The sequence below is a fragment of the Curtobacterium sp. MCLR17_034 genome (assembly GCF_003234485.1).
In the GTDB taxonomy this organism is placed as follows: Bacteria; Actinomycetota; Actinomycetes; order Actinomycetales; family Microbacteriaceae; genus Curtobacterium; species Curtobacterium flaccumfaciens.
Map to the genome: position 1 here is coordinate 42,295 of NZ_QKTH01000002.1, position 13,535 is coordinate 55,829.

Annotated in this window: 15 protein-coding genes; 11 read left to right on the forward strand and 4 right to left on the reverse strand. The window is 71.1% G+C overall.

The features are described 5' to 3' along the window. Positions 1-337: 337 nt before the first annotated feature. From DEI98_RS02745 to idi, 3 genes are all read right to left on the reverse strand, one after another. Complete coding sequence (locus DEI98_RS02745) at positions 338-1,357, reverse strand: LacI family DNA-binding transcriptional regulator (RefSeq protein ID WP_017886425.1); 1,020 nt, start codon at positions 1,355-1,357, stop codon at positions 338-340. Between the two features lie 117 nt (positions 1,358-1,474). After that, complete coding sequence (locus DEI98_RS02750; RefSeq protein ID WP_111099824.1) at positions 1,475-2,524, reverse strand: magnesium and cobalt transport protein CorA; 1,050 nt, start codon at positions 2,522-2,524, stop codon at positions 1,475-1,477. A gap of 247 nt (positions 2,525-2,771) precedes the next feature. Next, positions 2,772-3,314: an isopentenyl-diphosphate Delta-isomerase gene (gene idi, locus DEI98_RS02755; RefSeq protein WP_111099825.1), complete on the reverse strand. Its 543-nt coding sequence runs from the start codon at positions 3,312-3,314 to the stop codon at positions 2,772-2,774. A 21-nt stretch (positions 3,315-3,335) separates the two neighbouring features. On the opposite strand from idi, the gene DEI98_RS02760 reads away from it, so the two are divergent. The 7 genes from DEI98_RS02760 (at position 3,336) to DEI98_RS02790 (ending at position 9,733) form a co-directional block, all read left to right on the forward strand. After that, a complete protein-coding gene (locus DEI98_RS02760) occupies positions 3,336-4,394 on the forward strand; it encodes a polyprenyl synthetase family protein (protein WP_181437903.1) in 1,059 nt (352 codons plus the stop codon). Further along, positions 4,391-5,329 carry a squalene/phytoene synthase family protein gene (locus DEI98_RS02765; protein WP_111039393.1) on the forward strand — a complete coding sequence of 313 codons (939 nt, stop codon included), beginning with the start codon at positions 4,391-4,393 and terminating at the stop codon, positions 5,327-5,329. The genes DEI98_RS02760 and DEI98_RS02765 overlap by 4 nt, the downstream gene beginning before the upstream one ends. Then, positions 5,326-6,966 carry a phytoene desaturase family protein gene (gene crtI / locus DEI98_RS02770; RefSeq protein ID WP_111099826.1) on the forward strand — a complete coding sequence of 547 codons (1,641 nt, stop codon included), beginning with the start codon at positions 5,326-5,328 and terminating at the stop codon, positions 6,964-6,966. Before DEI98_RS02765 ends, crtI begins: the two co-directional genes overlap by 4 nt. After that, the gene (locus tag DEI98_RS02775) at positions 6,966-7,298 is read left to right on the forward strand and encodes a lycopene cyclase domain-containing protein (RefSeq protein WP_027464925.1); all 333 of its coding nucleotides are present in this window, start codon (positions 6,966-6,968) and stop codon (positions 7,296-7,298) included. The genes crtI and DEI98_RS02775 overlap by 1 nt, the downstream gene beginning before the upstream one ends. Continuing rightward, positions 7,295-7,693, forward strand: a complete 399-nt coding sequence (locus DEI98_RS02780; RefSeq protein WP_181437904.1) for a lycopene cyclase domain-containing protein — start codon at positions 7,295-7,297, stop codon at positions 7,691-7,693. Before DEI98_RS02775 ends, DEI98_RS02780 begins: the two co-directional genes overlap by 4 nt. After that, entirely contained in the window at positions 7,690-8,616 is a 927-nt protein-coding gene (locus tag DEI98_RS02785) for a prenyltransferase (RefSeq protein ID WP_071404934.1), read from the forward strand. The genes DEI98_RS02780 and DEI98_RS02785 overlap by 4 nt, the downstream gene beginning before the upstream one ends. A gap of 73 nt (positions 8,617-8,689) precedes the next feature. Continuing rightward, positions 8,690-9,733, forward strand: coding sequence for a Gfo/Idh/MocA family protein (locus DEI98_RS02790; protein ID WP_027464923.1), 1,044 nt, complete (start codon positions 8,690-8,692; stop codon positions 9,731-9,733). Positions 9,734-9,903: 170 nt separating this feature from the next. Here DEI98_RS02790 and DEI98_RS02795 read toward each other — a convergent pair whose 3' ends face one another. Further along, positions 9,904-10,644 carry an MBL fold metallo-hydrolase gene (locus DEI98_RS02795; protein ID WP_110864934.1) on the reverse strand — a complete coding sequence of 247 codons (741 nt, stop codon included), beginning with the start codon at positions 10,642-10,644 and terminating at the stop codon, positions 9,904-9,906. Between the two features lie 63 nt (positions 10,645-10,707). On the opposite strand from DEI98_RS02795, the gene DEI98_RS02800 reads away from it, so the two are divergent. From DEI98_RS02800 to DEI98_RS02815, 4 genes are all read left to right on the forward strand, one after another. Next, entirely contained in the window at positions 10,708-11,223 is a 516-nt protein-coding gene (locus tag DEI98_RS02800) for a hypothetical protein (protein WP_110864933.1), read from the forward strand. 4 nt (positions 11,224-11,227) lie between these two features. Continuing rightward, complete coding sequence (locus tag DEI98_RS02805) at positions 11,228-12,259, forward strand: YihY/virulence factor BrkB family protein (protein ID WP_111099828.1); 1,032 nt, start codon at positions 11,228-11,230, stop codon at positions 12,257-12,259. A gap of 61 nt (positions 12,260-12,320) precedes the next feature. Further along, positions 12,321-12,812: a VTT domain-containing protein gene (locus tag DEI98_RS02810; protein ID WP_111099829.1), complete on the forward strand. Its 492-nt coding sequence runs from the start codon at positions 12,321-12,323 to the stop codon at positions 12,810-12,812. Between the two features lie 10 nt (positions 12,813-12,822). Then, positions 12,823-13,518, forward strand: a complete 696-nt coding sequence (locus tag DEI98_RS02815) for an SDR family oxidoreductase (protein WP_111099830.1) — start codon at positions 12,823-12,825, stop codon at positions 13,516-13,518. Positions 13,519-13,535: the final 17 nt, after the last annotated feature.

Consider the following 13,535-nt stretch of genomic DNA (forward strand, 5'->3'; position numbering starts at 1 on the left):
TACCTGGTCGTTCCGGGTGTTCCGGCTCGTTTCGAACGTCCCTGGCCAGAACTTCGTGGCAGGCATGCCCGTTTGTGGCAGGTACTCCGGGGTGGCCGGTTGGTTCCGGGCGTACCGAGACGTTTCGGGCGTGCCTGGTCGTTTCGGGCGTGCCTGGGCAGTACTTCGTGGCCGGTATGCCCGTTCCTGGCAGGTACTGCGGGGTGGCCGGGTGGTTCCGGGCGTACCGAGACCTCTCGGGCGTACCTGGTCGTTTCGGGCGTGCGGGTGTCTCCGGACGTCCCTGGTTGGACGTTCGGGGCAGGTACTCCGGGGCGCCGGACCAGCCCGAGGTGCGTCAGCGCGTGCGGGGTGCGCTCGTGGAGGCGCGCACGACCAGCTGCGGGACGATGTCGATGGGGCGGAGCAGTTCGCCCTCACTCGGCAGCAGCAGGTCCACGCAGCGCCGCCCGAGCTCGGCGAAGTCGACCTGCACCGTGGTGAGCGGCGGCCAGAAGTGCTTCGCCTCGGGGATGTCGTCGTAGCCGACCACGGACAGGTCACCTGGGACGTCGAGCCCGTACGAGCGTGCCGCGTGCATGACGCCGAGCGCCATCTGGTCGTTCGAGCAGAAGATCGCGGTGCAGTCCCGCCACCGCAGCAGCTCGCGGCCGGCGTGGTAGCCGAAGTCGGCGGTCCAGTCGCCCAGGATCGGCGGCGCGACGGCCATGTCACGGTCGGACATCTCGCGCAGGAACCCCTGCATGCGGGCGTCGGCCTCGATCCAGTCCTGTGGTCCGGCGATGTGCCGCACGTACTCGTGGCCGAGGTCGAGCAGGTGCGCGGTCGCGAGCCGGGCGCCCTCCATCTGGTCCACCCACAGGGCCGTCGGGTCCTCGCCGACACTGGCGCGCATGGTGACGTAGGGGGTGCGGATGCCGAGTTCCGCGATCAGGTCGAAGACCCGCTGCTGGGGTGCGATGACGACGATGCCCTCGACGTCGAGGTCGAGCAGGTGTCCGAGTCCTTCACGCACGGCGGCGTCGGTCGCCTCGGCGATGTTCGCCGTCGTGACCGAGTAGCCCCGGAGCATCGCGGCGTCCTCGATCGCCTGCAGCGCGACGGCGGGACCGTAGTGGGCGCGGCGGGCCGTCAGGACGCCGATCGTGTGGGTCCGGCTCGTGACCAGGGCGCGTGCGGCCCGGTTCGGCCGGTACTGCAGCTGCTCCATGGCCGCCAGGACCTTGTCGCGTGTCTCGGCCCGGATCGCATCCGAGTTGTTCAGCACCCGCGAGACGGTCTGGTGCGAGACGCCCGCGATCCGTGCGACGTCACGGATGCTGGGCGAACGCGGTTGCTGTGTCCGCGATGACGCCATTGCTGCTCGTTTCCGCCCGGGCGTCGTGGCACATCGATGTGCACGTTCACATTCCGGGCCAGATCATTATGCACGTCCGGCGGATCGACGCCACCTGTGCGCCGATCCGCCGTCCGCTCAGAGCCAGTTGCGCTTGCGGAAGATCGCCCAGAGCACGCCCATCAGCAGGAGCATGCCGAGGATCGCGACCGGGTAGCCGTAGTGCCAGTGCAGCTCGGGCATGTGGTCGAAGTTCATCCCGTAGACACCGGCGATCAGGCCGGGCGCGAACAGGATCGCCGCCCACGACGAGATCTTCTTGACCTCCTCGCCCTGGCGGTGTGCTGCCCGGGCGAGTTGCCGGCTCTCCTCGCCCTGGGCCAGGCTCGCGCTGGTCATCCGGCGCATCGCCTCGTTCTGCTCCTGCGACACCAGGGTGGCGTGCAGGGTCAGGGCGTTCTCGAGCAGGGCGCGGAACGAGTCGACGCGCTCGGTGACGCGGAGTGCGTGGTCGTGCACGTTGCGGAGTCGGTGCTGCACGTCGTCGTCGACGCCGTACTTGTCGGCACCGCGGAGCAGCCCCGTGACCATCGCCGGCACCGGGGTGGTGGCCCGCTGGAACGCGAGGACCTCGCTGAGCAGCTGGTAGATGCGCTTCGAGACCCCCGGGTCGACCTGCCCGGCGAACAGCTGGTCCTCGATGGCGTCGATCTGCTCCTGCAGGACCTGGACGACGGGGCCGTAGCCGTCGACGACCTCGTCGAGCACGGCCGCGGTCACGGCATCGGACCCCTTCGCCAGGAACTCCGGGTCCGCCTCGACCTGTGCGCGCAGCACCGCCAGGTCGGGTCGGGCGGCGTGCCGGACACTCACGACGAAGTGGTCGCCGACGAACAGGTGCACCTCGCCGAACTCGACGGTGCCCGAGGCCTGGTCGAACCAGGCCGGCCGGAGCACCAGGAACAGGGTGTCGCCGTAGCGCTCGAGCTTGGCGCGCTGGTGTCCCTTGCGGGCGTCCTCGACGGCGTTCTCGTGCAGGTCGAACTCGGTGGCGACGGCCTCGAGTTCGTGCGGGTCGGGCCGGAGCAGCCCGATCCACGTCAGGTCGCCACGAGCCGGTCGCGACAGGGTCGACGGAGACTCCACGCGGCGTCCCCGGACGTAGATCGCGTTGTCGATCAGTGCCATGTGCGTGCTCCTTCGGTGCGGAGCAGACGGGCGCGATGGCGCCCCGGAGGTGATCCGGGACGCAGGCAGGGTCAGCGAGCGGGCGCGACGACCGACACGGGCGGCCGGCCCGATCGAGGATGGTCACCCGACATCGCGCCTCACCTGCCCTTCTCGTCTCGTCGTGGCGGCGCCCAGAGCGCTGCCGACCGTCGAGCGTACGCCTGCGGCGCGGGCGGGACAACCCGGCCCGACAGGCGCAGGAGCGTCAGCGCGTGACGTGCAGCCCGGCGGTCTCGAGCTCGGCGAGCTGCCACCCGAGCCACGGGCTCCAGGCGAACGGTGCGCCGGCGACGGCCTGCCTGAGAGAGTCCTCGGACACCCATGCCCACTCGGCGACCTCGTCGTCCGCGGGCGCCGGAGTGTCGTCGGTCACGGCACGGAAGACGGGGCAGACCTCGTTCTCCACGATGCCCGAGGCGTCGACCGCGCGGTACCGGAACTCCGGCAGCACGACCTCGACGTCGCGCACGGTGATGCCGAGCTCGCGAGAGGCCCGACGGCCGATGGCGTCCTCGAAGGACTCGTCCGGACCGGGGTGGCCGCAGAAGGTGTTCGTCCACACCCCCGGCCAGGTCTTCTTCGACAGTGCTCGTCGGGTCACCAGGACTTCACCGTCGGTGTTCCGGACGTGGCACGAGAACGCCAGGTGCAGGGGCGTGTGGGCTGTGTGCACCGTGAACTTGTCCGCCGTGCCGATCGGGGTACGGTCGTCGGCCAGGAGCACCACGGATTCAGGGAAAGCGTTCATCTGTGTCGATAGGTTAGGCCAATGAGCGAGGAAGCGACCACCGTGCCGCACATCGACCTCGCGCTCGTCGACGACTGCCTCGAGCGCTTCTTCGCCGTGTCGTCGGCACGCGCCGAGCGCTACGGCCGACCGTCCGAAGAACTGTGGCGCGTGCTCCGCAAGGCGAGCATGGGCGGCAAGCGCTTCCGGCCCCGCATGGTCATGACCGCGTACGCCGGCATGGGCGGCACCGACATGCACGCAGCCGCCAACGTCGCGGCAGCGTACGAACTCCTGCACACCGCACTCGTGGTGCACGACGACGTCATCGACCGCGACTGGTCGCGCCGCGGGCAGCCGAACGTCGCCGGGTCGTTCCGTGACAACGGGACGACGGGCGGTCTCCCGCTGCCGACCGCCGAGCACCGGGGGATGAGTGCGGCCGTGATCGCCGGTGACCTGGCCCTCGCCGGCGCGCCCCGCTTCATCGAGGCGGCTGGCGTCGATGGCATCCGCCGCGAGCGGCTGCTCGAACTGCTCGACGAAGCCGTGTTCGCCAGTGCCGCAGGCGAGATGACCGACGTCGATCTGGCACTCGGCGTGATGCCGACGGTGGACGAGGTCCTGGCGATGGAGCGGGCGAAGACGAGCGTGTACTCGTTCGAGGCCCCGCTGCAGTCCGGCGCCGTGCTGGCCGGCGCCGACGAGGAGGTCGTCACCGCCCTCGGGGCCTTCGGTCGCGAGATCGGCATCGCGTACCAGATCGTCGACGACCTGCTCGGGGTCTTCGGCGACGAGACCATGACCGGCAAGACCGTGCTCGGCGACCTGCGCGAGGGCAAGCGCACCATGCTGATCGCGTACGCGGCGACCACCGACTGCTGGCCCGACCTCGAGCCGTACCTCGGCGACCCGGACCTGACCGAGGCCCGCGCGGACGAGGTCCGTGCGACCCTGGTCTCCTGCGGTGCGCGCGGCGCCGCGGAAGCACGTGTCGCCGACCACACCGCACTCGCCCGGGCCGAGCTCGCCCGGCTGCCGTACGACCTCGCCGACCGCCTGGAGGCCCTCGTGACCGAACTCGTGGAGCGCGCCCGGTGACCCACAGCACCACCACGGCGACCGGATCCCGTCCGGCTCGCCTCCAGCTCTACGACGCCACGGCCGAAGCCGCGTCGGGGGTCGTCATCGACCGGTACTCGACGTCGTTCGGCCTGGCGAGCCGCATGCTCGCCCGCGACACGCGCGAGCACATCCGGAACGTCTACGCGTTGGTCCGCGTCGCGGACGAGGTCGTCGACGGCCCCGCGACCGAGGCCGGGCTCGACCGCGAGCTCGCCCGCACGGTGCTCGACGAGCTCGAGGCCGACACCGAACGGGCCATCGCACTCGGCTTCTCGGTGAACCCGGTCGTCCACGCGTTCGCCCGCACCGCCCGCGCCACCGGCTTCGGCGCCGAGCTCACCGCCCCGTTCTTCGCCTCGATGCGCATGGACCTCGACCGCACCGAGCACGACGACGCCTCGTTCGACGCGTACGTGTACGGCTCGGCCGAGGTCGTCGGCCTGATGTGCCTGCGCGCGTTCGTGTACCGCGCCGGTCGGCCGACGTTCGACCAGGCCGAACTCGTCGCCGGTGCACGTGCGCTCGGCGCCGCGTTCCAGAAGGTGAACTTCCTGCGTGACCTGCACGCCGACTTCGAGGTGCTCGGTCGCTCGTACTTCCCGGGCGTCGACATCCGCTCCTTCGACGAGGCCACCAAGCACCGCCTGGTCGCCGACGTGCAGGCCGACCTCGACCACGCAGCACGCACGATCCGGCTGCTGCCGGCCGACGCCCGCAACGCCGTCGGACTCGCACACGCGCTGTTCCAGGAACTCAACGACCGACTCGCGCGCACCCCGGCGAGCCGCCTCGTCACGACGCGCGTGCGCGTCCCCAATCCGGTGAAGGTGCGCCTCGCGGCGCAGGTCCTCGCCGGACGCGCACCGCTCCGGTCGCGCGTCACCACCCACCGGCCGGGAGGCTCCTCATGACCCCGCCCCGCGCCTCCCGACCGACGACGGTCGCCACCACCACCCGGCGCAAGGTGCCCGCACGCCGAGCCGTCGTCATCGGCGGCGGCATCAGCGGCCTGGCGGCCGCCGCGCTGCTCGCACGCGACGGCTTCTCGGTGACGGTGCTCGAGCAGCGCACGCAGCTCGGCGGCCGTGCCGGCTCGTGGGAGCAGGACGGGTTCCGGTTCGACACCGGGCCGTCGTGGTACCTCATGCCCGAGGTCTTCGACCACTTCTTCCAGCTGCTCGGGACGTCGGCCGAGGCCGAACTCGACCTGGTGAAGCTCGACCCCGGCTACCGCGTCTACAGCGAGGGCCACGACGAGCCGATCGACCTGCGCGCCGACGCCGAGGCCAACATCGCCTTGTTCGAGTCCATCGAGCCCGGTGCCGGCGAGCGGATGCGGAAGTACCTCGCGTCGGCCGAGGACACCTACACGATGGCCGTGCGCCGGTTCCTCTACACGAGCTTCCAGGACCTCACGAAGCTCGCCGCACCCGACGTCCTGCGTCGCCTGCCCAAGCTCGCGCGCCTGCTGCTCGAGCCGCTCTCCACCTTCGCCGAGACCGCCGTGCGCGACCGTCGTCTGTGGCAGATCCTCGGCTACCCCGCGGTGTTCCTCGGCACGAGCCCGTACGCGGCGCCGAGCATGTACCACCTGATGAGCCACCTCGACCTGGCCGACGGCGTGCTCTACCCGAAGGGCGGCATCACCGAGGTGATCTCCGCCGTCGAGCGGGTCGCCCGGGCCGAGGGCGCGAAGATCATCGCCGGCGCGAAGGTCGAACGGATCGTCGTCGAGGACGGTGTCGCCACCGGGGTCGTCCACCGCGACCGCGACGGTGTGCAGCACACGGCGCCCGCCGACCTCGTGGTCAGCGCTGCCGACATGCAGCACACCGAGATGCAGCTGCTCGAGCGTGAGCACCGCACCCACGGCGCCGACCACTGGAAGAAGCGCGACCCGGGCCCGAGTGCTGTGCTCGTGTACCTCGGCATCGACGGTCCGACGCCGGGCCTGCTGCACCACACCCTGATGTTCACCGCGGACTGGAAGGCGAACTTCGGCGCGATCTTCGGGGACGACCGGCACGTGCCGGACCCCGCCTCGATCTACGTCTGCGCCCCGTCCGAGACCGACCCGAGCGTCTCGCCGCCCGGCACCAGCAACCTGTTCATCCTGGTGCCGCTGCCCGCCGACCTGTCGATCGGCAAGGGCGGCATCGACGGTGCCGGTGACTACCAGGTCGAGCAGATCGCGGACCGTGCCATCGACGTGCTGGCCGAGCGCGCCGGGGTGCCGGACCTGCGCGACCGCATCCGGGTCCGCCGGACGATCGGGCCGCGCGACTTCGCCGACGACCTGAACGCCTGGAACGGCTCGATGCTCGGCCCGGCGCACACCCTGAAGCAGAGTGCGTTCTTCCGCGAGAAGAACGCGTCGAAGAAGGTCGAGGGGCTCTACTACGTCGGCGCCTCGACGATCCCGGGCATCGGTCTGCCGATGTGCCTGATCAGCGCCGAGGTCCTGCTCAAGCGCATCCACGGCGACCGGAGCACCGAGCCGCTGCCGACGCCCCTCGGGGCCCCGTGGGACCGGACCGAGACCGCCTGATGCCCGGGGTCTACCTCGCCGGCCTGGTGGTGTCCCTGGTCGGCATGACCGTGCTGGACGCCCGCTTCCGGCTGTTCTTCTGGCGGGCACCGTGGCGGGCGGCTGCCGTGATGGTCGTCGGTGTCGCGTTCTTCATGGTGTGGGACGTCGCCGGTGTCGCTGCCGGCATCTTCTTCATCGGGCCGCAGAACCTGCTCACCGGGGTGCTCCTGGCGCCCGAGGTCCCGCTCGAGGAACTCTTCTTCCTGCTGCTGCTCTGCTACTCGACGATGGACCTGGTCGGTTTCGTCCGGCCCCTCGTGCAGCGGGCGACCGATCGGCGGCGCGCGTGAACGGCACCGGGGCGTACGCGCTCCTGGCCCTGCCGTTCTTCGGCGTCACGGCCGTCGTGGCCGTGGTCGCCGGCGTCGTCGCCGCCCGCCGGGCCCGTGCGGCGGGTCGACGGCCCGCGGTCGGGCGCCGGGTCGCGGTGCTCACGTCCGTGATCGCCGGCGTCGCGTTGCTGGTGATGACGATGGTGTTCGACAACGTCATCGTCACGCTGCGGATCGTCGCCTACGACCCCTCGCTCATCAGCGGTGCGAAGATCGGTGCGATCCCGGTCGAGGACCTCGCCTACGCGATGTCCGCCATCGTGCTGCTGCCCAGCCTGTGGGTCCTGTTCGACCGGACCGGCGCGCGCCCCGCGCTCGGCCCGACCACAGCACCAGCAGAGGACATGAAGTGAACGCCAGCACCGCCTCCAGGCCGTCGACCCTGCGCGCCCTGTTCGTGTCGTCGCGCCCGATCAGCTGGGTGAACACCGCCTACCCGTTCGGCGCCGCGTACCTGCTCGGCAGCGGGGTCGGCGTCGAGGGCGGCGGCGGGTTCTCGCTCGTCGCGTTCCTGGTCGGTGTCGTGTACTTCCTGGTGCCCTACAACCTGGCGATGTACGGCATCAACGACGTCTTCGACTACGAGTCCGACCTGCGCAACCCGCGCAAGGGCGGCGTCGAGGGTGCACTGCTCGACAAGAGCGTCCACCGCACCACGCTGTGGGCCGTCGTCGTCACGAACGTCCCCTTCCTCGTCGCGCTCGTGGTGCTCGGCGCGGTCAGCGGCAACGGGCCGTGGTCGTGGCTCGTCCTGGCGATCAGCGTCTTCGCGGTCATCGCGTACTCGGCACCGGGGCTGCGGTTCAAGGAGAAGCCGTTCCTCGACTCGCTCACGTCGAGCACCCACTTCGTCTCCCCGGCGATCTACGGCCTCGCCCTGGCGGGCCCGCACTGGACCGGTGAGCTCGTCGCTGTGTGCATCGCGTTCTTCCTGTGGGGTGTGGCCTCGCACGCGTTCGGTGCCGTGCAGGACGTCCTGGCCGACCGTGCCGGCGGCATCGGCTCCGTCGCGACCGTGATCGGCGCCCGGGCCACCGTCCGCCTGGCCTTCGTCGCCTACCTGGTCGCCGGCGTCGCGCTGCTGTTCTCGGCGTTCCCCGGGCCGATCGCCGCGATCGTCGTCATCCCGTACGCGCTCAACGTGCTGCCGTGGTGGAACATCACCGACCAGGGCGCCGAGGCCGCGAACGCCGGATGGAAGCGCTTCCTCTGGATCAACTACCTGGCGGGCTTCATCGTCACGATGGCACTCATCGCGTACGCCTTCACGCACTGACAGACTGGACGCACGCACCGCGGCGTCCGTGGTGCGTCACCAGTCACGACGGCAGTCACGAAGGAGTGCGCGCATGAGCGTCCGGATCATCCACGTCGGTCTCGGAGGGTGGGGCGGCAACTGGGCCCGCACCGCCATTCCAGAGGTGTCGGAAGTGCAGGTGGTCGGGATCGTCGACCCGTCGGCACCGACGCTCGAGGCCGTGCGGACCGACCTCGGGCTCCCGGCCTCCGCGGCGTTCGGGTCCCTGACCGAGGCGCTCGCCGCGGTCGAGGCCGACGCCGTCGTCATCACCGCCCCGGCCGTGACGCACGTGCCGCTCGCGCTCGAGGCCCTCGATGCCGGCAAGCACGTCCTGGTCGAGAAGCCCTTCGCCAACACCACCGACGAGGCCGTCACCGCGGTCCGTCGCGCCGAGGAGCTCGGCCTGGTGCTGCAGGTCAGCCAGAACTACCGCTGGTACCCGGCACCGCGGGTCGTGCAGGAGATGCTCGAGGCGGACGTCGTCGGCGAGGTCTCCGCGATCAACGTCGACTTCCGGCAGTGGGACAACGACCAGCCCGCCGAGACGTACCCGCACTACCGGTTCCCGCACGCGATGATCAACGACATGGCGATCCACCACTTCGACCTGCTCCGGATGATCACCGGGCAAGAGGCCGTCCGGGTCTTCGCCAAGGCGAGCTACCCCGCGTACAGCAAGTACCAGGACGAAGCGGTCGCCTCGATGATCATCGAGCTCGACGGCGGCACGGTCGTCAACTACCGCGGCAGCTGGCTGAGCCGCGGCCCGCGCACCGCCTGGGCCGGCGAGTGGAGCATCGAGGGCGAGGACGGCGAGCTCTGGTTCACGAGCCGTGACGGTGAGCCGAACGCGGTCGACGGCGACCGGGTCACCGTCCGCCGCACGCAGGACGACGTCGCCGAGCCGGTCGAGCTCCCCGTGCTCGCGCACACCGACCGCCAGGGCGGGCTGCAGGCGTTCGCCCGCTCGGTGCAGGGCGGCCCCGCCCCGGAGACGAGCGGTCGCGACAACCTGCGGAGCCTCGCGCTGATGGAGGCCGCCGGCCGCTCCGCGGCGTCCGGTCTGCCCGAGGACGTCGTCGTCCCGTCCTGACCGCACCCACCCACGGCCTGGAGGCGCGGGGCGGGCCCGCACCGAGCCTCCAGGCCGGCTCTGGTCGCGCCCACCGCGTCAAAGCGACAGTGGGCTGCGGAACGTTCGCGGCATACTGTCGCTTTCGCGAACCAGACCCGGTGCGGTCCGCCTGATCTGTCGCTCGCGCGTCAGGCGGTGCCGGCCGCCCGCCGCGCCTGCGCGACGGCCCGCCGCACGCCGAGCGACCAGCCCGGCCCGTGGCCGGGCAGCACGTGCTTCGCCTCGGTGTCCGCGAGCCGGTCGAGCGACGCGACCGCCGTGTCGACGTCGGAGGTCGCCGCGGGTGCGACGATCCGCGGTCCGATCCCGCCCGTGTACGGGTCGAAGGTGACGAGCGCGTCCCCGGCGATCACGGCGTCACGGTCGGCGAAGTGCAGGGCCACGTGGCCGTCGGTGTGCCCCGGGGTCTCGATGATCCACGGGTTGCCCGGCACGTCGGCGCGGCTCTCCATCGGTTCGGTGTCCGCGATGCCGTCGACCGTGACCGCACCGGCCAGCAGCATCCGGCCCAGGGGGCGCAGACCACCCGGGTGGAGTGCCACGAACCCGAAGCGGTTCGTCTGCGGCCGGTACGAGTATGGGTGCGCGGCGAGGTGCCGATCGCCCGGGTGGACGAACACGGGCGTGCCCCAGTCGCGGTGCATCCGTGCGGCGGTGCCGACGTGGTCGAAGTGCCCGTGCGTGAGTAGGAGCCCCTCGACCTGGTCGGGCGTGTAGCCCAGGTCGTGCACGGCGAGCTGCAGGTGCGGCCACGCGGCGGGCAACCCCGCGTCGACGACGAGCAACCGATCGCCGGTCTCGACGAGGTACGTGTTGGTGTGTGCGATCTCGAGGCGGTGGATCCCCTCGGCGGCGTCCCGGAAGAGCATGTGCGGCACGGTAGACGCGGCCTGCTGGGCACGATCCCGGGTGGGACGTGTACGAAATGGGGAATGGCCAAGGACAGTCTGCCCGAGCTCGAACTCGCCAACGTGCGCACCCGTGAGGGCATCACGGACACCGTGACGGAGCTGAAGCGACGCGCGGACCTGCCCGCCCGCACGCGGCTCGCGGTCGCCAAGACGAAGCAGCGGTGGCACCGCGACCCCACGCCGCTGGTGGCGATGGGCATCACCGGGCTGACCGGTGTCGCGGCGATCGTCCTCGGCATCGCACTGCGGAACCGCCCCGCCGGGCACCTGGCCCAGCCGCCGGCGAACTCGGCCTTCACCGCGTTGCTGCCGTTCGGCGCGCGTGGCGACGCCCCCTCGGCGAAGGAGCAGGCGCAGGCAGGTCGCAAGGGCCGGAAGGCGCGGGCCAAGGCGGCGGAGGAAGCCCTGGAGCAGGACCCGGCGCACCGCGCCCGCGTGAAGCAGCAGGTCGGCATCGCGGCGGTGCAGCGACGGGCGAACAAGAACCGCAAGCAGGCGGTCAAGCGGTCGAAGCAGGCCGTGAAGGCGAGAGGGTAGGCACATGGCGCACGAGGAGCACAAGCCGGATCCGGACGACGCCCGGAAGCCCGACAACCCCACCGACCTCAAGAAGCCGACGCTCGTCTACACGCTGAAGAAGACGCTGCGCGAGTTCACGAGCGACCAGTGCACCGACCTGGCGGCGAGCCTGACGTACTACTCCGTGCTCGCGCTGTTCCCCGGGCTGCTGGCGGTCGTGTCGATCCTCGGCCTGGTGTCGGATCCGAAGAAGACGATCGACACGCTCCTCGAGATCATCGGCAACATCGGGTCGCAGCAGGTCGTCGAACTGATCCGCGACCCGGTCGAGGGGCTCGTCCGCTCGCCCGCCGCCCCCATCACGTTCATCGTCGGTATCCTCGGTGCCCTCTGGTCGGCCTCCGGCTACGTCGGCGCGTTCGGCCGTGCCATGAACCGGATCTACAACGTCCGCGAGGGCCGCCCGATCTGGAAGCTCCGCCCGACCATGCTCGGCGTGACCGTCACCACCGTCGTCCTGCTCGTGGTCGGTCTGCTGGTGCTGGTGAGCGCTCCGCTCGCCCGCAGCTTCGGCGACGTCATCGGCCTCGGCGACGTGGCCGTCACCGTCCTGTCGATCGTGCAGTGGCCGATCCTGCTCGTCATCGCGATCATCGTCGTCGCGGTGCTCTACTACTGGTCGCCGAACGTCAAGCAGCCGAAGTTCACCTGGGTCAGCGGCGGCTCGATCCTGGCGCTCCTCATCTGGATCATCGCGAGCGTCGGCTTCGGGTTCTACGTCGGGAACTTCTCGAACTACAACGCCACGTACGGCTCCCTGGGTGGGGTCATCGTGTTCCTGCTGTGGATCTGGATCACGAACAACGCCCTGCTCTTCGGTGCCGAGTTCGACGCCGAGATCGAGCGGGGCCGCGAGCTGCAGGCCGGCATCCGCGCGGAGGAGGACATCCAGCTCCCCGAGCGCGACACCCGCCAGATCGAGAAGCAGGACGAGCAGCGCGCGCAGGACGTGCTCGAGGGCATCCGCATCCGCCAGGGCGTCGACAACGACTGACCGCGGCTCGTCCGACCACCGCTGACGGGCGCTCTCCGGGTCGGGGCGCTACGGTGCGAGCGTGCCGTCCTTCCTCGAGGGGCTCCCGTTCCGGTGGCTCGTCCTCGCGCTCTTCGTGATCGTGTTCTGCCGTGCGCAGGCCACGTACTGGGTCGCGCGGCTCGCGGTGACGGGTGCGTCCAGATCGCGGTGGGGAGGCTGGCTGCGCTCGCCGGCGGTCCGTCGCGGTTCGGCGCTGCTCGACCGCTGGGGCCTGCCCGTCGTGACGGTGAGCTTCGTCGTGGTCGGCCTGCAGACGGTGATGAACGCCGCAGCCGGGCTGGCACGGGTCGCCTGGTGGCGGTACACGATCGCGATGGCGCCCGGGTGCGTGGCATGGGCGTTCCTGTACGCGACGGTCGGGCTCGCCGTGTTCTGGGCGGTCGTCGCGGCGCTCGCCGGCTCGCCGTGGGGCATCGCGGCGCTCGTGGGCCTGGTGGTCGTCGCCGTCGTCGCGCTGACGGTCCTGCGTCGTCGTCGCGACCGCACAGGAGGCCCGGCCCGGCTTCCGTAGGCTGGCCCACGTGACGACAGACCAGCTCCAGAACCGTCCGGTCGCCCTGGTGACCGGAGCCACCCGCGGCATCGGCCGCGCGATCGCCGCCGACCTCGGCCGCACCCACCACGTGCTCGTGGGCGGCCGGTCCGCCGACGCCGTGGACGCCCTCGTCCAGGAGCTGCCGAGCGGGGCGCCGTTCGTCGGTGACCTGGGCGCGGGCGAGGTCCCGGCGCTGCCGGATCGGCTCGACGTGCTCGTGCACTCAGCTGGTGTCGAGCAGGGCACCACCGTCGCCGACACCCCGCGCGCAGTGTGGGAGCAGGTCTTCGCGACGAACGTGTTCGCGGTCGCCGAGCTCACCCGGCTGGCGCTCCCGGCACTGCGGGCGGCGCGGGGCATCGTCGTGCCGATCAACAGCGGCTCCGGGTTCCACTCGGGCCCCGGTGGTGGCGTGTACGCGGCGTCGAAGTTCGCGCTGCGGGCCTTCGCCGACGCCCTGCGCGAAGAGGAGCGGGCGAACGGCGTGCGGGTGTCGAGCGTGCACCCGGGCCGGACCGACTCGGACATGCAGCGGCAGCTCGTGGCGAAGCTCGGGGAGTCCTACGACACCGACTACTACCTGGCGCCGGAGGACGTGGCCGCCGCGGTCCGCACCGTCGTCGACATGCCCGAGCGCGGCACCGTCGAGTCGCTCGCGATCCGGCCGACCCGACGGCGCTGATGTTCGGACGGCGCTGA